We start from the raw sequence: 20,913 nt of genomic DNA, 5'->3' as shown, positions 1-20,913 counted from the left end.
CTCTTTTGATGATCTTGCTAAATTAATGCTCCTGCCCCCAGCTAAACTTTTCTTTCAAAACGCTAAAGTAATCCCTATTTGGCGGATAAATTAGCATAGCACTTTGGGGCAAAGCACGAATCTGCACCTTGTAATGTGGCAAAATATCTAGCATTTCTTGCCCATCAATAATCAGCTTTGCTCTCTGCTTGACATAAAATTCTAACACAAATTCATCACTTAACACCAAAGGGCGTTGCGTTAAGGAATGCGGAGCTATGGGAGTAAGCAGAATATTGCGACAATATGGATAGATGACAGAACCTCCCGCACTGATATTATACGCCGTAGAGCCTGTGGGTGTGCCGATAATCAAGCCATCACAACGATAGGAGTTAAAATACATCTCATCAATATGTGCGTCAATTTGCACCATACCGCTTAACTCGTGCTTGTTAATAAGAAACTCATTAATCGCTAGAATGCTGTGCAGTGGCGTTGTAGAATCTTTGCTTTCAAACACAAGGGCTTGCAACACAAGATGAGATTCTAAAGCGTAGCTGCCATTTTGCAAATGCGGGATAAATGCTTGTAATTGATCTGGCATAAAAGCGGTTAAAAAGCCTAGCCGTCCTGTATTTATCCCCATACAAGGCAGATTATAAGCAAAAGCTCGTCTTAGCATTGAAATGAGCGTCCCATCGCCCCCAAGGCTCATAAAGCCATCGCATTGCGAGGCGATTTTGGCAAAATCTCGCCCTAAAAGCTCTATCATTCCTCCGCTTATGCTTTCAAGCATTACTTCAATGCCTGAATCTTCAAGCATTTCACGCGTTTGTAAAAATACGCCTTTAAGCTCGGGGCTACTTGGTCGTAGCACAATGCCGACTTTGCGTATGGGCTTGTTTGTATTCATTGCACTTCCTCATTATTGGGCGTTGAGATTGTGCCTATTGTAGCAAATACGCACTTAATTTTCTACATAAAATGCACGGACGACAAAGCCCCTTTGATTTGGTTTTTGCTGACTTAAACCCTCAAATGCTGCTACACTTGGCATTTGTTGAGTAGCCACCATAATCGCCTCTTTTGCACGAAAGCTCGCCAACCCCTCTTGCTTTAGCTCTGGGCTAAGTCCCGCATAAGGACGCGTATCCACAATGCCTGAAATCTCAAACGCCACAATCGTATTATCTTGCTTAATTATCTCATTTATGCCACTTTTTAGCGATTCGGTGCAGTTTTTAGGCATAGCATAGCGTCCTATTTTCATATTCACACAATGGGCTACAATCTTATCCTTTGGCTTAATGGAGTAGCGTAGCTTCATCGGTGCGTTATCCTGCTGTTTTTGTAGGCTCTCTTTTTGAGCCTTTAAAAGCTTGATTTGTGAACTTGCAGAATCTAGCTGGGATTGCTTAGCGATATTATCCTGCTCTAAAAGTTTAGATTCTATATTTTGGGTTACTTCTTCTAAAGAATGCGTTGAGAACTCCACCATATAGTAATACACCCCGCCAAGTGTAGCAAGAAGCAAGAGCGCAAAACCCATAAGATAAAACTTCGCCTTTGATGACTTCCTTTCCATTGCGATACTCCCTTATCAAACACGCACATTCCGTGCTTTGAAGTAGGATCTAGCAAAAAGCATTCCTTTCATCGCCCTTGTTGTATTTGCCCTTTTTCATCTTCAAGGCGACTTTACTTATTCCTGCTAGAATCTGCTAAAAATCATAAGAAGTAAAAATGTCAAAACCCAAGTTCCAAGCCCTTTTTAGCCATAGTGTTATTGCTGTGCTTTTTGCTATTTTTGCCTATGGTTGTGCGAATGTTAGCCCAGAATCTATAAGCTTTTCTCAAAGCAAACAGCAGCTCAAACAAGCCTATAAGCAGCACAATTTCCACACGGAGTTTTATTGCGGAGTGGAGTTTGATATAGACAGGCTAAAGATTCTAGAATCTCCGCAATACACCCAAAGGAAGCCTTTTACAAGCAAAGGCAAAGAAAATGTGAGAGCAAAACGCATTGAGTTTGAACACATTATGCCAGCCCATCGTTTTGGTGGGAAGCTTGAATGTTGGCAAAAGGGCGGTAGAAAAGCGTGTGCTAATGATGAAAATTTTAAAAAAATGGAAGCAGAAAAAAGAAATCTCGTCCCTGCCATAGGCGAGATAAATGCCGATAGAAGCAACTTTGCCTATGCTGAATCTAAACAAGTCCCACAAGGGCAGTATGGCAAATGCCAAGCCTACACGGACTTTAAAAACAAAAGATTCTATCCACGCGATGAGGTGAAAGGCATAATCGCTAGAATCTATTTGTATATGGCAAAGCAGTATAAAATCTCTCTTACGCAAGAAGAGCTAGATTTGATGAAAGCTTGGGATAAAGCCTATCCGCCAACAGAGTATGAGATAAGACTGCTTCAAACACAGGGTTTTTAGGAAGTTAAAGCGATTTAATAACTTAGACTATAATTTTGCTTTTCATCAACAAAGGATTTCACTATGGATAATTACGCATTTATGCTCGCTCAACAATGGGCAAATAAGATTCCAGCAGAGACAGCCTTCTCACTTCAACAGCAGCTTGATAAGTTTCCAAATGATAAGATTTCTTCCCTTGGCTTTTTACCGCTGAAAGATCCTGTGATTGGCTTGGTGCTAGGCTTGTTTTTTGGACATTTTGGAGCGGATAGATTCTATAAAGGCGATATTGGGCTTGGAATCTTAAAGATAATTCTTGGGATTTTAGGCTTTGTTTTCTTTGCAGTGTTTATTGTAGTTGGGGCAAGTATCGGTAGGACTGGTGGAGATGAGTATTTTTTCATAGGATTTTTTTTGGGGTTGTTAGCCTTACTTGTGCCATTTATCTGGGTAATTGCGGATTGGTTTTTTGTGTGGAAGGGCATTAAGCAGGACAATTTTAATAAAATCACAAAATGTCTGTCTATGTTAGAAGCTGGGGATTCTAGCGGGATAAGGTAACTACATATCACAAAATTTAGGAGGCTTTGAGATAGGTTTTAATCTTTTCATACGCTTCTTGAATCTTCCTAAACCTATCATTATAGCTCTCTACAATCCGTGAATCTTGCCCAAAGACATTATCAGGGTGATATTCTTTAGCAAGTTTGAGATAGTTTTTCTTTACCAAGGCAAAGTCATCTTGGTAATGACACTCTAGCGTCATATAGCAACCACGCAGGATTCTCTCTTCATCTGTTAAAAATGAACTCTCAAAGCTTCCTAAGCCCCCGCGATTTTTAAAGCTATCATAATCAAAGTCTAAAATGACATTATGTATCACTTTGAAACTAATAAGATTCATTATGCTTTCCCAAAAATAGGGCTTTGTAGAATCTAGATAAATCTCATCTCTATCGCAGCCCACATAATATTCCTCAAACATTTGTGCGATATACCGCCTTGCTACGGAATTTGCCTTATCCATTTTAAGCATTACGCGTTTTGTATTCAGCAATCGCAGAGAGATTTTCACCCGCTCAATCAGCGAGTTTTTTCCTACAATCTTAATGCGTATAGGGAGATAGGTAAAATCAAGCAGATACTTTAAATCCTGCAGTGGCTCTTCTATAGGTTGTTGTAGCTCGTGGGATTCTAGAGATTCTGGTGTGGGATTCTCACGCTCTTTATACTCGCCAAGCTCCCCTTTAGAATCTAGCAAATGATGAAGCTTTTGGTGCTTTTCATCTTGCCCAAAGGCGTGATATGCCCAATTTACAAGATAATCTTTTTTAAACCGCTCACCATCATCAAGGATAAGAATCGTGCGAGAGAGGCGGTAGCTTTTTGAGAAATATTTTTCAGCATACGCAAGGGCTTTGTGCAAAAAATCATTGTCTTCTTCAACCGTGATTTGAATATACTTTTGCAATAATGTTACATTCATCGCCCTTGTGCCTCGCTCCTTTAGAATCTACCTTCACACAAGATGTAGCCGCCAATATTTGACACCATTTGACATCTATGCAAGATTCCATAACTATCGGCAAAATAAGCAAATAAAATTCCTAAGATTGTTAAAACACTCAACCTAGCAGCGACTTTTCCCTATGCACCCAAAATGTATGGGGAAAATATACGCAGATTATAGAATTTATTTCACAAGATTTGATATTGCCTTGAAGTGTTCGTGTTTAGAATCTCCTAGCATTCTAAATAAAATCGCCTCTGTGGGTAAGACATTCACACCAATAGTGCGGAAAAACTCTAGGGCAAGATTATGATTAAGCGCATTGCGTGAGCTTGAGGCATCTGCTACAAAGAAACATTCATAGCCAAGATTTCTTGCCTCTACAATACTTTGAAGCATACAAATATGACTTTCAATGCCAAAAAAGACTAGAGTTTTACATTTGCTTTTAGCGATATGATTTTTTATATCTTCATCGCCAAAGATTCCAAAACTCGTCTTCTCTAAAATAGGTGCATTTTCAGGGAGATTTATCGCGCTATGAGTTTTGCCTAGCCCCTTAGGATACTGCTCCGTAATCAAAAGTGGTGCTTGTAATATCTGTGTAGCTTGAAGCAAGATATTCGCATTTTTTACCACACTCTCTTTATGAGCCATAAGCTCCAAAAGTCGCTCCTGTATATCCACACATACAAAAAGCATTTTCTTTGCTTTCAATACAGCACGCATATTACCCCCTTAAAAATTTTAACATTATAGTTGTGAAGCGATAGCCTTAGTATCCCGTGCAATGACAAGTTCTTCATTTGTGGGAATCACACACACTTTTACCTTAGAATCTGGTGTTGAAATAATCGCCTCTTGTCCGCATATATTATTTGCCTCCTCATCAAGCTCCACACCCAAAAACTCAAGTTGCCTAACAATCATACCGCGGATAAACTTCGCATTTTCACCCACACCCGCACAAAAACTCACCGCATCAACACCATTCATCGCCGCACAATATGCTCCTACATATTTCATCACACGATAGGCAAAGGCTAGACGAGCGAGTTTCGCCCTTTCATTACCTCCCAAATCCGCATCAAGTAAATCCCTAAAATCACTTGAAACGCCTGAGATTCCAAGCACACCAGATTTTTTATTCAGCATATTTAAAATGCTTTGTATATCTAAATCCTCTCGTTTTGAGATGTATTCCAAAATGGCAGGGTCCAAATCCCCACTGCGAGTCCCCATAATCAGCCCTTCTAGCGGAGTAAGCCCCATACTTGTATCTACGCACCTGCCATTTTTAACCGCTGAAATTGATGAGCCATTACCCAAATGACATACGATGATTTTAGAGTTGTGGTAATGTAGTCCCAAGAACTCTGCCGTCTTTTGTGATACATACTTATGACTTGTCCCGTGGAATCCATATCTTCGCACCTTGTGTTTTTCATACCACTCATAAGGCACACCATAGACATAAGCCTGTGGCGGCATAGTTTGATGAAATGCTGTGTCAAAAACAGCCACCATAGGTGTGTTTGGCATTTTTTGCCGACATACATCAATCCCCATAAGATTGGCAGGATTATGCAGTGGTGCTAAGTCTGAACATTCTTTAATATGAGTTAGAACCGTATCGTTAATCAGCACAGATTCTTTAAAAAACTCTCCACCATGCACAACACGATGTCCAACAGCGCGTATATCTTCAAGTGAGCTAATAGCACCATTTTGCTTATCAGTCAAAGCTTCTAGCACCATTTCAATAGCTTTTGTATGATTTGGCATTGGCTCTTTTTTTTCAGTCTTTTTACCTTCAGAATCTTTGTAGTTTAGCACACTGCCTTCAATACCTATTCTATCGCAGATTCCACTTGCTAAAACCTTTTCCGTATCAGCATTAAAAAGCTGAAATTTTAAAGATGAACTCCCACAATTAATCACTAAAACATTCATTTTTTCTCTCCTTAAATTTTTAAATTACTGCAAAAATTACTTAGCTTGAAGTGCGGTTAGAGCCACGACACCCACTATATCATCAGCACTGCAACCGCGTGATAGATCATTAATAGGTGCAGCCATACCCTGCGTGATAGGTCCATACGCCTCCGCACGAGCAAATCTCTGCACGAGTTTGTAGCCGATATTCCCCGCATCTAAATCAGGAAAAACAAGCACATTTGCTTTCCCCGCGACACTTGAACCCTTTGCCTTAGATTCTCCCACACTTGGCACAATCGCCGCATCAAGCTGTAACTCTCCATCAATCTTAAGTGTAGGAGCTAGACTTTTGGCTATTTTTGTAGCTTCCACCACTTTATCTACATCTGGGTGCTTGGCACTCCCATAGGTAGAATGGCTAAGCATCGCTACCATCGCTTCATTGTGCATTACAGATTCAAAACTCTTTGCACTTGAGATAGCAATATGTGCGAGTTCCTCGGCAGTTGGATTTTGACACAAACCACAATCAGAAAATACAAATGTCCCATTTACACCATAATCACAATGTGGAATATCCATAACAAAAAAGCTTGAAACGAGCTTTGAATCTGCTGCCGTGCCAACAATCTGCAATGCCGCACGCAAAACATCGGCTGTGGCGTGTATTGCCCCTGCAACCATACCATCAGCCCTGCCGCTTTTTACAAGTGCTGCACCAAAATAGAGGCTATCATTTATAAGCAGCTCTCTTGCTTGAGATTCAGTCATTCCCTTATGAGCGCGGAGCTTCACAAGCAAAGCAGTCAATTCATCAAGCAATGCACCATCTTTGGCGTTAAGAAAAGTAGCATTATTAAGAGCTTCTATAAGTGGTAGATGTGCTTGGCTTAGATTCTTAGCTTGAGTAAGAATCTCATCTTTTTGCCCAACAAGAACAATGTCTGCAAAGCCCTCGCTTAAGACCTTTACTGCCGCCTCAATTGTCCGCAAATCAGACACTTCAGGCAAAACGATTTTCTTTTTATTTGCTCGTGCTTGAGCTTTAATCGTGTCAATAAAACCCATTTTCTCCTCCCAAGATTCTAAAAATGTTGTAAAACTCAATCATAAACTAAGTGTGTTAAAAATATACATTATTGATAAAATAGCTTTTGTAAAATGTGTAAAAATGAGACATTTTTTGCGAGTTTATGCAAGATTTTTTTATCTTTTTACTAAAATGGCATATCGCCATTTCCAACTTGACACAATTTTATATTAAAACTTAAAAGTCCCTATCATCTCGTTAAGTTCTTTTGTTTGTGTGCCTAAATTCTTGGAACTTTCCTGCATTTTTTCATTAATATCTACAATCTCATCAACGCACACTGCTATTTTTGCACCATTATCTAGTATTGCACTTGTATTGGCATTGACCTTTTTTGCACCCTCCAAGCTTGAGAGAGATTTTTCCATAGCTTCTTGCACGAGATGTATCAGTGCTTCTATATTGTTATGCATAACCTTTGATTGTTCGCAGAGATGTTGCATTGATTTGGAACTATTTTCCATATCTGTGGAAATCTCATCAATAGACTGCAAGATAGATTGAATAATGCTACTTGTCTCCGTGATGGAATGCTGTGTGCGTTCAGCCAACTTTCTCACCTCATCAGCCACAACGGCAAAGCCCCGTCCGTGTTCCCCTGCTCGTGCAGCTTCAATGGCGGCATTGAGGGCTAAAAGATTTGTTTGGTCAGCAATATCGGTAATCACAACAAGCACGCCCTGAATATTTTTCGCTTCATTGGCAAGAGAGAGAATCTTATCGGCATTTTGGCTTTCTTTTATGGCATCATCACGAATCTCTTGATTAGTAGATTCTATAATTTCCCGTGTATGCCTTACATTATCCAACACAGATTCTAAAGCTTCTTTTGTCGCATTAGAAAGGGTGATGTTTTGCTCTATAATGCTGCGACTTTTTTCTCCTAAGCTTGTATTATCCGCTGAAATTTGAGCAATATGCTTTGTGTTACTATCAAGTTTGCTTGAAACATCAACAAGAGTCTGCGTAATAGAGAGATTGTTCTTAGCCTGTTTAGCAAACCCTACAAACATATCGTGAATATAACGAATAAAAGCATTCACAGAACGCGCCATTGTGGAAATCTCATCATTTGCCAAAACTTTTACTTGTTCTTTTAAATCGCGATGTTCTGTAATGTAGGAAAGTTTTGTATTGACATTATTAAGTCGCGTGAGAATGCTTCTTGATACAAGCACACACAAAATCAGTGCTAAAATAATTAAAATCCCACTCACAATAAGCCAAGTTCTTAACTCACCATAGAGATTAATAAGATGAGAATCTACAAAAGTATTAAGACGATGAGAGATAAAATCTTCAACTTCTTTGAGTGTATCAATCTTTGTTGTAATAGTGTCAAACCATTCTTTTGCCTCAACGCCAAAATCCCCGCTATGCCGCTTTGTGTGGAGTATATCTCGCATTGCTTGCACTTTGGCAAAGCTTGGATTTTTAATAGCATTAAAATAAAAATTTAAACTCTCCTGTGAAGCAAGTGAAACAAAAAGCTTCATAAATACCTCTTGCTCGGCAATAAGAGAAACAAATTTGTTATAGTTTGTATTATTTGGCACGGCATTACTTGCAAAGATTCCATTTGCCATGGCTCGCTCTAATCCTGCTCGTTCTTTTGCATATAAAAAATTCACATAAGCTACCATTGATTTTGCCAAAGTCGCATCTTGGATAAGTTTTGTAGATTCTAAAACGCTATCAAGCAAAAAGGCTATTGTTGTGGTGTAATACCCTATGACTTGTGGAGCTACATTGCTATCACCTGATATAGAATCATCAGCCATTGTGCGTATTTGTGTGATTTTAGAGACAGATTCTAAAACCTGATTAAGTTGGTCTTGATAGCTTTGTGGTAAATCTTTGCTTTGTGCGAACAAGTCGCTAAGATTTTTATGTGCCTTATCTGTGAGAAGTCGTTGTGTTTGTAGCTCGTTTGCAAACTTCTTACCTCTACTTGCGAGAAATCCAGCACTCATACCGCGTTCTTTTTGCATCTCATGAATAAAGGTGGAGAGTTGCTCGGAGATTCTAATTTGCTCTTTTAAAGTTTCAGATGATGAAATAGCATTCAAAGTTTGGGAAAATTGCACGAAAACAAAACATATAAGAGCAATGATAGGAATAGCGACAAGAGCGAAAATCTGTGTTTTGATACTTAAATGACGAAATAAGGATAGCATATAACTCCTTGATATGAGATGGGGAAACTCTATGCAAATATAATATTCTATGACTTAAACTCTAAAGAGAATCTCAGCAAAGTTAAAAAAGTTTTGTCAAAATGTGTAAGTTTTACCAAGTCCTAAAGTTATAACCGCTCTAGTGCCTTGGCAAAAAGAAAGTTTTGTTTTTTCTGCGTAATAAGAATACGATAATATCCTTCTTGTAGCGGAAGCATCTGCCCTAAGCTATCACAAATCTCACTATCATTAATGAGAATCTCCCCATCAATGTCCTTGCCCCATAGCTTTAAACGGGCTTTGTAAAAATATTCGCTCATCTCACTTTTACCCTCACAAATCGCCACAACCTCCTGTCCAAGCAGTGCTTTGTTATGAGCGGTAAATTGTGATTTGATAATGCGATTGAGTTGATTAATACGCATATTTGTTATTTTGGAACTCACACTTTGAGACATATCATAAGCAGGTGTCCCAACTTGCGGAGAATAAGCAAAAAGATTCACCCTATCAAAGTTAAAAGCCTCCACAAACTCGCACAGCTCCATAAATTCCTTTTCACATTCGCCCGGGTGTCCTATTACAAAGCTTGTGCGGATAAAGCTATGTGGAATCTTACGCATAGATTCTAGCAATTCTATGTGTTTAGCCTTGTTTGCTCCGCGTCGCATAAGCTTAAGCATTGAATCGGCAATATGTTGAATTGGCATATCAAAATAGGGCAAAAAGCAAGTGGAATTGCCTATGGTTTCTATAAGCTCAAAAGTCGTGGTGGTGGGATAGAGATACAAGATTCTGCAGCTTATAGGTAATTGCAATTTATCAATGGCTTTTATAAGCTGGATTAGCCCATCTTTTTGCCCTAAATCACGCAAATACGAGCTAGAATCTTGTGCAATAAAGCTAAAATCTCTAAAGCCTTTTGCATAGAGATTTTGCACTTCTTTGATTGTAGAATCTAGTGTGCGAGAGTGAAGTTTGCCCTTAAATGAGGGAATTGCACAAAAACTGCAAGATTGATTGCACCCCTCACTTAGTTTGACATAGGCGTGAAAATTTGATCCTATAATCACACGCTCGTGAGATTCATTGGCTAAAAACACTTCGTTGGACTGCAAGGATTTTAGCTCTTTTACCATCACATCAATCTTGTCATAATCCCCAACGCCTGTAATAACATCAATCTCTGGAATCTCCTCTTTAAGCTCTTTGGCATACCGCTCACTTAGACATCCACTCACAACAAGCACAGCACCACTTTTGCGTAACTCTAAGGCGTTAAGGATTGTTTGTATGCTCTCTTGCTTGGCAGATTCTATAAATCCACAAGTATTAACAATGATGATGTCGGCTTCCTCAAGATTGGGAGTGAGCTGATAGCTTTTTAATCTCCCAAGCATTACTTCAGAATCTACAAGATTCTTCGTGCAACCAAGAGAGATAAGATGAAGGTAATTTGTAGAAAATTGCAATGCTTACCTTTTATTTGCGGGTGTTAGCTGTGAGTATATCCCATCGTGGTGTAACTTTGCCATCAACCTCTTCTGTGGCACACATACCCATAATGTTATATCCCGCATCAACATAATGCACCTCACCTGTAACGCCACTTGCGAGATCGCTTAAAAGATACATTGCAGAATTCCCCACCTGCTCTATGCTGACATTTTCACGCAATGGTGCATTAGCCTCATTCCATTTAAGCATAATGTTAAAATCACTTATCCCACTTGCCGCAAGTGTTTTAATGGGACCAGCGGAGATGGCATTCACACGCACACCTTGTTTGCCCAAATCATAAGCAAGATAACGCACACTAGATTCTAAAGCTGCTTTTGCCACACCCATAACATTATAGTTTGTTACATACTTCACACTGCCTAGGTAAGTCAAAGTCAATATAGACGCTCCATTATTCAGTAACGGAATAAGTGTGCGAGAAAGCTCAATGAGAGAATATACAGATATTTCCATCGCGACATTAAAAGCCTCTTTGCTCGTTTGGATAAAATCTCCCTCTAACGCATCTTTTGGAGCAAAAGCCACAGAATGCACCACAAAATCAAAAGAGCCAAAATCTTTTTTGAGACTTGAAGCAAGAGAGCTAAAATGTGCTTCCTTGCCCACATCAAGCTCATATACACGCTCCTTTGCTCCTAGTTCTTCGGCAATAGGACGCACACGCTTCTCTAATGCTTCATTCAAAAATGTAAAAGCAAGCTCTGCTCCTTGCTCTCTACACGCCTTAGCTATGCCATAAGCGATAGAGCGATTATTTGCTACACCAACAATAAGCCCTTTTTTGCCCTCTAAGATTCTAGACATACTCACCCCTTTACAAATTTTACAAAATGTTTCAAAAGTGCAAATTATACTTCTTTTGCATTAATATTTTTCAGGCTTTTACAACGATAAATGAAACTTTTAGGATAAAATTTCATTTTTGTTTCTTGGCTAACAAACAATACAAAGGAGTAGTATGAAAACGATTATTGCTGGGAATTTTAAAGCAAATCTAACGAGAAAACAGGTAATGGCTTATACGCAAGGATTGGAGAAGTTTTTGGAATCTCAATGTGCAGATTCTATTCAAAACCATAAGCTGCAAGTAAATATTTTTCCCTCTCACACGGCGTTGCTTGGTAATACCTTTGCATACTTTCATATTGGCACACAAAATGGCTACTTTGCTACATCTGGAGGTTTTACAGGTGAGATTGGACTTTTGCAATTGCAAGAGTTTGGGATTAATCGTATTTTGATTGGGCATAGTGAGCGTAGGAACTTACTTGGTGAAGATAGCGAGTGCATTGCCAAAAAATTTAGATTCTATGCAGAAGCGGGATTTGAGATTTATTATTGCATAGGAGAAGATTTGCATACGCGTCAAAAGGGTGAGGGTGCATTGAAGGATTTTCTACACACACAACTTGCAAACATTGATGTAAGCTATTCAAAGCTTATTGTTGCGTATGAGCCTATTTGGGCGATTGGCACGGGTGTGAGTGCGAGTATGGAGCAGATTGAACAAACACATAGCATTTTGGCACAAATGACACAAGATCCATTGCTGTATGGCGGGAGTGTGAATGCGGATAATGCGGGGGAAATTCTAAAGATTCCAAATGTCAATGGTGTGCTTGTAGGCTCGGCAAGTTTGGAAGTGGATAGCTTTGCTAAGATTATTCAAGTTGCGTTGTAGAAAAGCTTGGTGTAGATTCTAGTTAAGAAATAACCAACCACAGAATCTAAGGCAGAGAAGTTTTAGGCAGATAAGATTAATCACCCACAAAGGCTAAACCCTTGCAAGTGATTTTAAGGCAATTGCTTAGCTATTTTTTGATAGCTTTTTCTATGCCCACAGATACGCTACAAAGTCCCACAGATTCTTTCATTTCTTTGCTTGTAGGTTTTGCTTTTTCTTTAAGTGTTTCGATGGCATCTTTTGCCTGAAGTTTTTTCTTGAGCATTACCACCAAGGAAAAGTTTTTCCTCTTGTGAAAGTCTCTTTGTCATTTCTTTAGCTACACAAGCATTAAGGTTTTCTCATTCTTTTTCATTCAATATCTTTTTGTATAGCTCATCAATGCTCGGTTTTGTGTAAGTGTAGATATTTTCTTGAGAGTTTTGCTCTAGCTCCGCTTGAGGTGTAGGACCACTTGAAAAGCACCCTGCTAACAATACTGCACCGCCGATAATAGGTAAAACCAACTTTTTTCATTTTTCTCTCCTTGTTTTTTCTTTAAAAGTCTTGAGAAAATTAAAACAATGAGTAGAGACTATCTTAAAAGGCGTGATGGAGCTAAGGGTTCAGGAGCAACAGAAGATACTTTTAGAATAGAAGAGAAAGAAGCCATAGAACATAATGAAGTAGTAAATATGAATAATGGCGAGATGATGATATTTGCTAATGGCAAACTACATAGAGCCATAGCACAAACGGAAACTTCTTTAATGGCACTTGGTAAAAAAACGACTTATCAAGGAATGAGTAGTGAGAAAATTCCATTAGTTCAATATGTTAGCAAAAGAATATTTTTTAAAAAGACTAATGAAATTGTTAAAAAACTTGGACTAAGTTATGTAACAAACACAAATGCAGAAGCAATGAGTAATTGAATTTATCATCTTTTGCGTATTTTTATAGAATCTGTATTCTTGCTTTTGTTATTTGTTAAAGTTAAATCCTGTGTAATGTTGTCTTTGAGCTGTTGTGTATAATCAATCATTACAGGCTGGTCATAACCTCGTATGCTTTTAACACAATGAGGTAGCCAAGTAAGTGTATCTCCCATTTTCAAAATCAATACACCAAGCTCATCATCACTAAATGGAGTTGTAGAATCATAAACAGAACCTTGCATACGCACAAAATTATAACTACTTAAAAAAACACCTATGTCATTATAGGCATTATGCCAATCATTTTTTGGATAATATTCCTGCAAAGCTTTGGTATCCAAGTCAAAAGCTATGGATTTGAGCTTTTTTTCACTCACGCCCATATACCAACATTTTCTTTTTTAAGCAGTTGAATCATATCCCCCACATAGTTTTCATCATTACTATCGCCTAGCCAATTCCAACTTTTAACATTCTTTGTGAACCAATCACATTTAGATAGGCAGTTAAATACTAAAATCCCTAAATGTACTTGTGCATTTTTCTCGCCTCTAAACTCATAATGATTTTTAGATACTTTTGTAAGCCCTGCTCTTTTGGTAGCCAACTCTTCTATCTTTGCATACATTTCATCTAAGTCGTAGATGTCCTCTCTTAGAATCTTTTCTTCATCTAATTCAAATCGTGTGCCAAACATAGTTAATCCTTTTGTGTTGGTAGATTTTCTCTGTTAAGTATTACAGGGTATTTGACTTCGTTTTTCTTTTTCTTGTGTTAGTTGTAATATTGTTTTCAGCACAAAACTCAGCAAATTTAGCTGAACTGACACTTACATCATAAACTTCTTTGATTATCTTAATAATCTTTGGGTTTGAAGCCCCGTTCTGAATTGCTTGTTTAATTTCTAATTTAATATTAGAAAGAAACAAAATTAACTCTTCATTCTTTTTAGGTTTTTCATTTTTCTTAATTTTTTCACGAAACTCACTTTTTTTCGCTTTAATTTCTTCAAGTGTTGGGTAAATTTTCATCTCATCTCCTTGTTAAGCAAAATCATAAGGCTAATTATACACATTTTTTTTAAAATTTAAAAGTAGAAAAGTGCAAATTTGCACTTTTTAAGCTTATTTTTATTTAATAAATTCTCTCTTTTTCTAAAATTACTGCGTTTTTAAATTTAAAAAAAAGGAAGAAAAATGAAAGTAACAAAAACAATGTTAAAAACAATTTTTTTGTTAGGGCTTTTTGTAAGTGTTGGTTTCTCAGCTAATGAATTTGGCGAAGCCCAAAATATTATTTCTCAAGCTGATACAGCTGGTAAAGGTGTATTAGGAACAGGACTTAAATGGTTTCTTGCTCTAATTTTGCCATTAGGTTGTATGGGCGGAGCAACAATTCTAGCTTATACACAACAAAAAAAAGAAAGCAGAACAGCAAGACCAAAACCCAAATAAAATTTGTTTTGTAATGGGTATCGCCGCCATTGTTGGATTTTTTGTTTATCTGTTTGTTGCAACAATCATTTCGTATGCACTGACTAGAGATACAGGTTATATTTTCAATGTTATTTCTACATTCTATAAACAAGCATTGATGTAGGAATCTAAAGTAATAGAAGATTATTTTGATATGGTTTATAGAGTTTAACTTTTGCAGATTCAATTTTCATTGCTGTTCCTTTTTAATTTGTTTTTACATTATTGCTTATGCCTTGAAGCTCATTATTTTGTTTAAATAAAAAGCTTTTTTTCAGAGCTAAGATGGATTCTGCTTCTTTAGCTCTTTTGATATTTTGTAATAATTTCTTGTTATCTTTTTCTATTTTTGTTATTTCACTTTTAATGATATTAGTAATATTTTTTATTTCATTTCCAATTTCATTATCTCCTTGAGTATATTTACTATTTGTCATTTGTTCATATACATTAAGTGTTGCAAAATCAACACAGAAAACCGCATTAGCATTACTTGCAATTATTGCAATAATAAATAATATAGTAGAAAGTTTTATTTTTATCATTTAATCACTCCTTATGTCTATTTCTCGTTTTGGCATAAAAAATCTCTTTTCTAAAATCAAATCGCTCAAAGTTTTTATGCTTATCTAACTTCAAGCAATGTAGATACAAGGCATTTGCCTCTATCTCATCGCTTGTGAAATTTACATCTCTATGCCAATGCCCAAATATCCAAAATTGCGGTTTTTGATGATTATCAATCAAAGTGTTTTTAATCTTTTCTAATTTGTATGGATTTTCATCGTGAATCTTATGGTCTATATTTATTTGCTCACTTAAAGGACTTAAAAAGCTTTGGGGACAAGTGTGGGTTACTACAAGCTCTATTTTCCCCTTGTAATTTTGTATATTGTGTAAAGCATTCTCAAGTTCAATCTCGCTAATGGCTTCTTGTTTCCACCAGCTTAGATTTTCAGCTCTCCACGCCTTATCTATGCTTAATGCTCCACCCATAGTGAAAATAGTATGCCCTGCTATATTGTAGATATTGCCCCTTTTGAGATGATAACATTTATCTTTTATGTATTCGCCTACGATAGATTCAAATTTCTCTACCTGCTTAAGAGCGTTTAAGCGATTAAAATTCTCGTGATTTCCATCTATGAATAGTAGAGTGCAAGGCAGATTCTCAATGCGTTCTTTTAAGTTTGCTTCTTTTTCTAGTATTTTCTCTTGTTTAAATACGCCCTCTTCATCACTCCACAATACACCAAAATCTCCACAGACAATAATATAATCATCTGCTTGATAACTTGGCATAAAAATCTTATCTATATCAAGGCTTCCGTGTGTGTCGCCAAAGAAATAAATGTTACTCATTTTTGAATCCTTTTATGTGATTTTTGAACTACTTGTTTATTGTTTTCTTCAAAATGCAAAACAATAGAATCAATTTCATTTTGTATAGTCTTTTTTATAGTTTCAAAAAAATTAATATTTTTTACTTGATTAAAATATTCAACATATAAGAATCTATTCATTTCGTTTAGAAAATCATTGATTAAATTTTTATTTTCCAATTCATCTTTTCTTTTTTTTAGCATTTCTAAGAAATTATTACATTTATAATCTTCTATTTTTAATTCAACTAAATCATAATTAATTTTAGTGTGATTGTTTTTTAGCCATTCAATATCCCATAAATCCCTAAATTTTAAATATGGTCTTTGAGAAAGTGCAAGAATTTTATCCGCAAAAATTTCTTCAAGAGTTTCTACTTGAACAAAAATTCTTTTATTCATTAACTCATCATAATTATTTTTTATGGGTTGAAAATGATTTGAATAGCTTGGTATATTGGCAATTTCTATATTTATTTTAGATTTTCTCTTGTCATTTGGTAAAAATACTTTAGCACTCCATCTTTGAACTACTCCATCATCTTTTTTTGGCTCAGTAATTTCTGCCTCTAAACTATACTTTTGTAAAATTTTTTCAATAAATATATCTTTAAAATATTTCATAAATTCTTTATCAAAACTTGTATTTTTATTTATAACAAAATCCAAATCTTCACTATATCTATCATTATTATAGCAGAGTCTCAAAGCTGTTCCACCTTGAAAAACTAATGTATTTTGAATTTCTTGTAGGCTAAAAAGAGATTCTAAAATTTCATAGTGCATTATTTCTTTAAATATTGTATGTCTTAGATTTGCTGGATATTTTTGCACGATTTTTTCAATAGTCATTTTATGCTCCATTATTGAGCTGCTCTTCATATAAGTCAATGCTACGATTATGTCTATAAATATCATTAATTGCTTGCTCTGTGTTTGCAATATATATGCTTCTATCGCTATCGTAATAACAATTTTTATGCAATATTTCTAATGGTGTTTTTGTATGCACAAATTCTATGATTCCATAAGGTGTTTTAAAAATTTGACTTCTATTTTTTGAAATAAAAGTAAGGCGATTTGGAATTTGTGAAATAAGCCCCTCCTCACTCAATACAGATTCTAAACTTAAATAGGTTGTTGTTTTTTGTCTCAATCTTGAAGCAATATGTTCTAAAACAAAAAGTGGTCTATGTTTTGCTCTAGGATTGGCATACAAATCTCTAGCAATTCTTTGAATAAGCCCCTTTTTAGCAAATCTTGAAAGCATAATGCGGATATTTTGTCTATTGTTTGCTTTAAAATAGCAACAAACAAAATTGGTATCAAATAACCAGCTTTCATTTTTATCTAAAAAATCTAACATTCGCAACATTTGCATTTGTGTCATTACATCTCCACATAAATTATATGTTTTTGTATATTTTATAATTATTATTATTAAATATAGCTTAATTATATTTTGCATATTCTTCATCAAATACCTCTTCTTTTGGATTTATTTCTAATTCTTCTTGTTTAAGATAATCTTTGATTCTATCTTTAAATTCTATGTAACGATAAAAAAGTGCAGAACCTTTTCGTTTAACGCAATTTAAATTCAAAATATCTAATGCACCTATAAGCTCAATTTCTATTGAACTTTTTGCTAATACTTCTAAATTTGCCACACCAATATTGAGTGATGGTGTTACTCTTTCATATAAATCCATTAAGAAAAATTCCGCACAATAATTGTTTATTTCTAATTCTTTTTGAAAATTTATTTTAAGCTCCATAGCCTTGATACATTCTTGTATTTTTCCAAAGACCGCTTTATGTAAATTGCTTTTTTCTAACTCATCTATCGTTTTAATGTGTGTAAGATTGAGATTTTTTAGTGATATGAAAAATGCAGGGACAATAAGATTATTTTTCATAAGTTTTTTAGAATCCTTATTTACCAATACTTCAACACGATTACTTTTAATATCTTTTCTAATTTGATAAAAGTCATAAATTTGTTTGGCATTTACTTCCTTAAAATATCTTTGTTGATTTGCTTTAATTCCAAGAGAAGTAAGGTTTGTTTTCTTTTTTATATAGGATATTCCATAAATAAATAATGGAATAAAAGCTAGATATAATATATTGGTTTGCAATGGCTCATCTCTAAAATAAACCAAAAAACCAACAATCAATGTGCTTGTCCCTAAAATATAAGCAATAGAGCTTAAAACATTTTCATTAACTGATAAAAATTTACTTTTTAAATAAAAAATAAATGTTGCAAAAGCAAATATTGAAAGCATAAACATAATATATTATTTCCTATTCCCATTAGTCTTGGATTGTTTTAATTCATTTAATTTTTTTCATAATTTGTCAAAACTTTATCAAATTCAGCAATTTTCTCTTGTAATTGTTGCTCTATAAAATCTAATTTTTGTATAAACATAGCTATCAAAACTTGCTCCCAATTTTGCAAATGTTTTTGTGTTATCTCATTGATGATACGCTCGTTTTCTTTTGCTCTACTTTCAATTTCCTCACTCAATGCTTTTAAGGTTTCTAAATTTTTCATCGTATGAATTTCCTTTTCTTTTTCTGTTTAGTTGTTTGTCTTTTTCTATTTTGAAAAAGACAATCACCATCTAAGTTTGGTTTTCCATCTTTTTCAAAGCAACTAAATTTACAACCATTTTTCCAATCACTGCAACCATACCAAGTATAAGGTTTGTTAGTCTTTTTTGATATAGATTCTTTTTTTATCAAGAATCCTTTTTGGCATTGAGGACATTTCACATCTGTTTGTCCTTGCACCTCATTATTAAGATTTGGTTTTCCATTAATTTCATTACAGATAAATTTACAACCATACCAAAAACTTCCTTTTTTGTTTTTTGATTCTCTTCTTATGAGCGAACCTTTTTTACATAAAGGACATTCATAAGAAGTGATATTTTGATTTTGTTCTTTGTTTTGACTTACACTCATTGTTTTCTCCTTGTCTTGCTCTATGATTTCTTTTATAAATTCCTCCACAGAATTTAAAAACTCCTTTCTACTTAGAGTTCCATTCATTATTTCTTTTTGCTTCTCAAACCAAAGTGCTGTCATATCGGGTTGTGTAAGCATAGGGCTTAAAGCTTGGATAAGTTTTATTCCTTTTTGTGTCGCAGTAATATTTTGTTTTTTATCTTTACTTACTTGTATATATTCCCTCTCTATGAGAGTTTTTATATGGTTTGAACGAGTTGCAGGTGTTCCTATTCCACCGCTTTCCCCTTTTTTATCTTTATCTTTCTCCACAAGAAGTTTTTTTATGCGTTCATCTTTGACATACTTGCTTACTTGATTTAAATCTTTTAATAATGTTGTCATTGTGTATTTCGGTCTAGGTTTTGTCTTTTCCTTACTTATAGATATATTTTCGCACAAGGCAACTTCAATATTTTTTACAGAATCCAACCAATCCACAGCATTTGATTGCTCCTGCTTAGAAAAATATTCTTTAAAACCTAAAAATAAGTCTTTTCTTACGCTTGTTTCAAAAAGATATTCATCTATCAAAAAACTAAATTTATAAGTTTGATATTCACAAGGTTTGTAAAATTGCATTAAAAATCTTTTAGCTATAAGTGTATAGATTTGCAATTCATCTTTTGATAAATTATTTAATTCTAGCTTTGTTTGTAATGGGATAATACCATAATGGGCTGATAATTTGCTATCATCAAAGGCTTTTGATTTTATTTTAGTATCTGCGTTATTTTGTCCTATATCTTCATTTTTAAAATTATATTTTAAAACTTCAATCACTTGTGGAGCTTCTTGAAAGAGATTTTCAGGCAAATATTGGCAATCACTGCGATTATAAGATATGGCTTTATGTTTTTCACGCAAGGATTGAGTAATGTTTAAAACTTTATCTGGGCTAAATCCAAATATTTTAGAGCATTCTGCTTGAAGTTCTAATAAATTGTATGGCAATGGAGGATATTCCATTTTTTTGCTAATTTCAAGATTTAATTTTGCATTTTTATTTGTGCAATTATTTTTAATATTATTTGCGATTTCTTCTTCTAATATGCGTTCATCTTTTTCAAGCTTTAATGGAGCTTGTATATTATTTCCATTAATATTAAAATTTCCACTTATTGCAAAATAATTTAGGCTTTTAAAATTTTTATTTTCTAGTTCTCTATTAACAATTAACCCTAAAATTGGAGTTTGCACTCTTCCTATGGTAATGGTATCTGATTTTCCACCATTTCTTTGGTTTAAGATTGTATAAAATCTTGTTAAGTTCATACCGACAATGTAATCTGCTTCACTTCGTGCAAATCCACTTTCACTCAATCCCTTAAAATTGCTATTTGGTTCTATTTTACCAATAGCTGTTGCTATTGCTTTTGGAGTAATATCATTGATTAGACATCTTGTAATAGGCTTATTTGTTTTGGAATATTCCAATATTTCATCTATGAGAATTTGTCCCTCCTCATCAGCGTCTCCACAATGCACTATTTCTGTTATTCTATTGTCATTAATCAATTTGATAATTGCTTTAAACTGATTTTCAGAGCTATGATTGGGTATTCTTTTAAAAGGGTAAGGAATTTTTAATGGCAAATCATTCATATTCCATTTCTTAAAAACTTCATTATAAAAATGTGGTTCAGCTAATTGCATAATGTGTCCATAAGCCCAAGTTACAATAGAATTGCCTTTTATAATGTGAGAATTATTATGTTCTGCATTGCCCTCAATCCCATTGCTAATAGCTCTTGCTAATTCAGGTTTTTCTGCTATAAAAAGTCGCATATTTTAC

Annotated in this window: 26 protein-coding genes; 5 read left to right on the top strand and 21 right to left on the bottom strand. The window is 35.1% G+C overall.

Going from position 1 to position 20,913, the window contains the following annotated elements:
* Positions 1-22 precede the first annotated feature (22 nt).
* Entirely contained in the window at positions 23-895 is an 873-nt protein-coding gene (locus EBF12_RS01750) for an NAD(+)/NADH kinase (protein WP_015453862.1), read from the bottom strand.
* Between the two features lie 54 nt (positions 896-949).
* The gene (locus tag EBF12_RS01745) at positions 950-1,567 is read right to left on the bottom strand and encodes a hypothetical protein (RefSeq protein ID WP_121726131.1); all 618 of its coding nucleotides are present in this window, start codon (positions 1,565-1,567) and stop codon (positions 950-952) included.
* Between the two features lie 158 nt (positions 1,568-1,725).
* Between EBF12_RS01745 and EBF12_RS01740 the strand changes: the two genes are divergently transcribed.
* Complete coding sequence (locus EBF12_RS01740) at positions 1,726-2,424, top strand: endonuclease (RefSeq protein WP_121726130.1); 699 nt, start codon at positions 1,726-1,728, stop codon at positions 2,422-2,424.
* A 63-nt stretch (positions 2,425-2,487) separates the two neighbouring features.
* Positions 2,488-2,967 (top strand): NINE protein, encoded by a 480-nt coding sequence (locus EBF12_RS01735; protein WP_121726129.1) that lies wholly within the window; start codon positions 2,488-2,490, stop codon positions 2,965-2,967.
* A gap of 16 nt (positions 2,968-2,983) precedes the next feature.
* On the opposite strand, the gene EBF12_RS01730 is transcribed toward EBF12_RS01735, so the two are convergent.
* The 7 genes from EBF12_RS01730 to fabI form a co-directional block, all read right to left on the bottom strand.
* Complete coding sequence (locus tag EBF12_RS01730) at positions 2,984-3,892, bottom strand: J domain-containing protein (RefSeq protein WP_121726128.1); 909 nt, start codon at positions 3,890-3,892, stop codon at positions 2,984-2,986.
* Positions 3,893-4,099: 207 nt separating this feature from the next.
* The gene (locus EBF12_RS01725) at positions 4,100-4,645 is read right to left on the bottom strand and encodes an isochorismatase family protein (RefSeq protein WP_121726127.1); all 546 of its coding nucleotides are present in this window, start codon (positions 4,643-4,645) and stop codon (positions 4,100-4,102) included.
* Positions 4,646-4,669: 24 nt separating this feature from the next.
* Positions 4,670-5,869 (bottom strand): acetate/propionate family kinase, encoded by a 1,200-nt coding sequence (locus EBF12_RS01720; RefSeq protein ID WP_121726126.1) that lies wholly within the window; start codon positions 5,867-5,869, stop codon positions 4,670-4,672.
* Between the two features lie 36 nt (positions 5,870-5,905).
* Positions 5,906-6,922 carry a phosphate acetyltransferase gene (gene pta, locus EBF12_RS01715; protein WP_121726125.1) on the bottom strand — a complete coding sequence of 339 codons (1,017 nt, stop codon included), beginning with the start codon at positions 6,920-6,922 and terminating at the stop codon, positions 5,906-5,908.
* A 192-nt stretch (positions 6,923-7,114) separates the two neighbouring features.
* Positions 7,115-9,121: a methyl-accepting chemotaxis protein gene (locus tag EBF12_RS01710; protein ID WP_121726124.1), complete on the bottom strand. Its 2,007-nt coding sequence runs from the start codon at positions 9,119-9,121 to the stop codon at positions 7,115-7,117.
* A 128-nt stretch (positions 9,122-9,249) separates the two neighbouring features.
* Positions 9,250-10,593, bottom strand: a complete 1,344-nt coding sequence (rimO, locus tag EBF12_RS01705; protein ID WP_121726123.1) for a 30S ribosomal protein S12 methylthiotransferase RimO — start codon at positions 10,591-10,593, stop codon at positions 9,250-9,252.
* 10 nt (positions 10,594-10,603) lie between these two features.
* Positions 10,604-11,446 carry an enoyl-ACP reductase FabI gene (gene fabI / locus EBF12_RS01700; RefSeq protein ID WP_121726122.1) on the bottom strand — a complete coding sequence of 281 codons (843 nt, stop codon included), beginning with the start codon at positions 11,444-11,446 and terminating at the stop codon, positions 10,604-10,606.
* 154 nt (positions 11,447-11,600) lie between these two features.
* On the opposite strand from fabI, the gene EBF12_RS01695 reads away from it, so the two are divergent.
* Positions 11,601-12,323, top strand: coding sequence for a triose-phosphate isomerase (locus tag EBF12_RS01695; protein ID WP_121726121.1), 723 nt, complete (start codon positions 11,601-11,603; stop codon positions 12,321-12,323).
* Positions 12,324-12,453: 130 nt separating this feature from the next.
* Here the strand turns inward: EBF12_RS01695 and EBF12_RS11015 are convergent, their stop codons facing one another.
* Together EBF12_RS11015 and EBF12_RS11230 are read right to left on the bottom strand one after the other, a co-directional pair.
* Positions 12,454-12,597 (bottom strand): hypothetical protein, encoded by a 144-nt coding sequence (locus EBF12_RS11015; protein WP_157979030.1) that lies wholly within the window; start codon positions 12,595-12,597, stop codon positions 12,454-12,456.
* 70 nt (positions 12,598-12,667) lie between these two features.
* Positions 12,668-12,832, bottom strand: a complete 165-nt coding sequence (locus EBF12_RS11230) for a hypothetical protein (protein ID WP_167444780.1) — start codon at positions 12,830-12,832, stop codon at positions 12,668-12,670.
* A gap of 57 nt (positions 12,833-12,889) precedes the next feature.
* Here EBF12_RS11230 and EBF12_RS01690 point away from each other — a divergent pair, with 57 nt between their 5' ends.
* Entirely contained in the window at positions 12,890-13,240 is a 351-nt protein-coding gene (locus EBF12_RS01690) for a hypothetical protein (protein WP_244196303.1), read from the top strand.
* 5 nt (positions 13,241-13,245) lie between these two features.
* On the opposite strand, the gene EBF12_RS01685 is transcribed toward EBF12_RS01690, so the two are convergent.
* The 3 genes from EBF12_RS01685 to EBF12_RS01675 are packed head-to-tail and all read right to left on the bottom strand — an operon-like array spanning position 13,246 to position 14,274.
* The gene (locus EBF12_RS01685; RefSeq protein WP_121726120.1) at positions 13,246-13,626 is read right to left on the bottom strand and encodes a VapD; all 381 of its coding nucleotides are present in this window, start codon (positions 13,624-13,626) and stop codon (positions 13,246-13,248) included.
* The gene (locus EBF12_RS01680) at positions 13,617-13,940 is read right to left on the bottom strand and encodes a hypothetical protein (protein ID WP_121726119.1); all 324 of its coding nucleotides are present in this window, start codon (positions 13,938-13,940) and stop codon (positions 13,617-13,619) included. Before EBF12_RS01680 ends, EBF12_RS01685 begins: the two co-directional genes overlap by 10 nt.
* A gap of 40 nt (positions 13,941-13,980) precedes the next feature.
* Complete coding sequence (locus EBF12_RS01675) at positions 13,981-14,274, bottom strand: hypothetical protein (protein WP_121726118.1); 294 nt, start codon at positions 14,272-14,274, stop codon at positions 13,981-13,983.
* A gap of 165 nt (positions 14,275-14,439) precedes the next feature.
* Between EBF12_RS01675 and EBF12_RS01670 the strand changes: the two genes are divergently transcribed.
* The gene (locus tag EBF12_RS01670; protein WP_121726117.1) at positions 14,440-14,697 is read left to right on the top strand and encodes a hypothetical protein; all 258 of its coding nucleotides are present in this window, start codon (positions 14,440-14,442) and stop codon (positions 14,695-14,697) included.
* A gap of 227 nt (positions 14,698-14,924) precedes the next feature.
* On the opposite strand, the gene EBF12_RS01665 is transcribed toward EBF12_RS01670, so the two are convergent.
* The 7 genes from EBF12_RS01665 to EBF12_RS01635 form a co-directional block, all read right to left on the bottom strand.
* A complete protein-coding gene (locus EBF12_RS01665; RefSeq protein ID WP_121726116.1) occupies positions 14,925-15,263 on the bottom strand; it encodes a hypothetical protein in 339 nt (112 codons plus the stop codon).
* Positions 15,264-15,267: 4 nt separating this feature from the next.
* Positions 15,268-16,080: a metallophosphoesterase family protein gene (locus EBF12_RS01660; protein ID WP_121726115.1), complete on the bottom strand. Its 813-nt coding sequence runs from the start codon at positions 16,078-16,080 to the stop codon at positions 15,268-15,270.
* On the bottom strand, positions 16,077-16,952 hold the full coding sequence (locus EBF12_RS01655) for a nucleotidyl transferase AbiEii/AbiGii toxin family protein (protein WP_157979029.1): 876 nt from the start codon (positions 16,950-16,952) through the stop codon (positions 16,077-16,079). The genes EBF12_RS01660 and EBF12_RS01655 overlap by 4 nt, the downstream gene beginning before the upstream one ends.
* Position 16,953: 1 nt before the next feature.
* Positions 16,954-17,490 (bottom strand): type IV toxin-antitoxin system AbiEi family antitoxin, encoded by a 537-nt coding sequence (gene abiEi, locus EBF12_RS01650; RefSeq protein ID WP_157979028.1) that lies wholly within the window; start codon positions 17,488-17,490, stop codon positions 16,954-16,956.
* Between the two features lie 61 nt (positions 17,491-17,551).
* On the bottom strand, positions 17,552-18,397 hold the full coding sequence (locus EBF12_RS01645) for a hypothetical protein (RefSeq protein WP_121726112.1): 846 nt from the start codon (positions 18,395-18,397) through the stop codon (positions 17,552-17,554).
* Positions 18,398-18,444: 47 nt separating this feature from the next.
* Positions 18,445-18,663 (bottom strand): hypothetical protein, encoded by a 219-nt coding sequence (locus tag EBF12_RS01640; protein ID WP_121726111.1) that lies wholly within the window; start codon positions 18,661-18,663, stop codon positions 18,445-18,447.
* On the bottom strand, positions 18,660-20,906 hold the full coding sequence (locus EBF12_RS01635) for a DNA topoisomerase 3 (RefSeq protein WP_121726110.1): 2,247 nt from the start codon (positions 20,904-20,906) through the stop codon (positions 18,660-18,662). Before EBF12_RS01635 ends, EBF12_RS01640 begins: the two co-directional genes overlap by 4 nt.
* Between the last annotated feature and the right edge of the window lie 7 nt (positions 20,907-20,913).

Source organism: Helicobacter labetoulli, assembly GCF_003670275.1.
Classification (GTDB): Bacteria; Campylobacterota; Campylobacteria; order Campylobacterales; family Helicobacteraceae; genus Helicobacter_C; species Helicobacter_C labetoulli.
This window is presented reverse-complemented; position numbering and strand designations above follow the sequence as displayed.

What these genes read in the sequence shown, in the direction of transcription:
- EBF12_RS01730 (WP_121726128.1), bottom strand. Translation starts at nt 3,892, where the DNA reads ATGAATGTAACATTATTGCAAAAGTATATTCAAATCACGGTTGAAGAA.
- EBF12_RS01685 (WP_121726120.1), bottom strand. Translation starts at nt 13,626, where the DNA reads ATGGGCGTGAGTGAAAAAAAGCTCAAATCCATAGCTTTTGACTTGGAT.
- EBF12_RS01695 (WP_121726121.1), top strand. Translation starts at nt 11,601, where the DNA reads ATGAAAACGATTATTGCTGGGAATTTTAAAGCAAATCTAACGAGAAAA.
- EBF12_RS01640 (WP_121726111.1), bottom strand. Translation starts at nt 18,663, where the DNA reads ATGAAAAATTTAGAAACCTTAAAAGCATTGAGTGAGGAAATTGAAAGT.
- EBF12_RS01665 (WP_121726116.1), bottom strand. Translation starts at nt 15,263, where the DNA reads ATGATAAAAATAAAACTTTCTACTATATTATTTATTATTGCAATAATT.
- EBF12_RS01740 (WP_121726130.1), top strand. Translation starts at nt 1,726, where the DNA reads ATGTCAAAACCCAAGTTCCAAGCCCTTTTTAGCCATAGTGTTATTGCT.
- EBF12_RS01735 (WP_121726129.1), top strand. Translation starts at nt 2,488, where the DNA reads ATGGATAATTACGCATTTATGCTCGCTCAACAATGGGCAAATAAGATT.
- EBF12_RS01745 (WP_121726131.1), bottom strand. Translation starts at nt 1,567, where the DNA reads ATGGAAAGGAAGTCATCAAAGGCGAAGTTTTATCTTATGGGTTTTGCG.
- EBF12_RS01660 (WP_121726115.1), bottom strand. Translation starts at nt 16,080, where the DNA reads ATGAGTAACATTTATTTCTTTGGCGACACACACGGAAGCCTTGATATA.
- pta (WP_121726125.1), bottom strand. Translation starts at nt 6,922, where the DNA reads ATGGGTTTTATTGACACGATTAAAGCTCAAGCACGAGCAAATAAAAAG.
- EBF12_RS01710 (WP_121726124.1), bottom strand. Translation starts at nt 9,121, where the DNA reads ATGCTATCCTTATTTCGTCATTTAAGTATCAAAACACAGATTTTCGCT.
- EBF12_RS01645 (WP_121726112.1), bottom strand. Translation starts at nt 18,397, where the DNA reads ATGTTTATGCTTTCAATATTTGCTTTTGCAACATTTATTTTTTATTTA.
- EBF12_RS01750 (WP_015453862.1), bottom strand. Translation starts at nt 895, where the DNA reads ATGAATACAAACAAGCCCATACGCAAAGTCGGCATTGTGCTACGACCA.
- EBF12_RS01670 (WP_121726117.1), top strand. Translation starts at nt 14,440, where the DNA reads ATGAAAGTAACAAAAACAATGTTAAAAACAATTTTTTTGTTAGGGCTT.
- fabI (WP_121726122.1), bottom strand. Translation starts at nt 11,446, where the DNA reads ATGTCTAGAATCTTAGAGGGCAAAAAAGGGCTTATTGTTGGTGTAGCA.
- EBF12_RS01725 (WP_121726127.1), bottom strand. Translation starts at nt 4,645, where the DNA reads ATGCGTGCTGTATTGAAAGCAAAGAAAATGCTTTTTGTATGTGTGGAT.
- abiEi (WP_157979028.1), bottom strand. Translation starts at nt 17,490, where the DNA reads ATGACACAAATGCAAATGTTGCGAATGTTAGATTTTTTAGATAAAAAT.
- EBF12_RS01680 (WP_121726119.1), bottom strand. Translation starts at nt 13,940, where the DNA reads ATGTTTGGCACACGATTTGAATTAGATGAAGAAAAGATTCTAAGAGAG.
- EBF12_RS01720 (WP_121726126.1), bottom strand. Translation starts at nt 5,869, where the DNA reads ATGAATGTTTTAGTGATTAATTGTGGGAGTTCATCTTTAAAATTTCAG.
- EBF12_RS01690 (WP_244196303.1), top strand. Translation starts at nt 12,890, where the DNA reads ATGAGTAGAGACTATCTTAAAAGGCGTGATGGAGCTAAGGGTTCAGGA.
- EBF12_RS01655 (WP_157979029.1), bottom strand. Translation starts at nt 16,952, where the DNA reads ATGACTATTGAAAAAATCGTGCAAAAATATCCAGCAAATCTAAGACAT.
- EBF12_RS01675 (WP_121726118.1), bottom strand. Translation starts at nt 14,274, where the DNA reads ATGAAAATTTACCCAACACTTGAAGAAATTAAAGCGAAAAAAAGTGAG.
- EBF12_RS01635 (WP_121726110.1), bottom strand. Translation starts at nt 20,906, where the DNA reads ATGCGACTTTTTATAGCAGAAAAACCTGAATTAGCAAGAGCTATTAGC.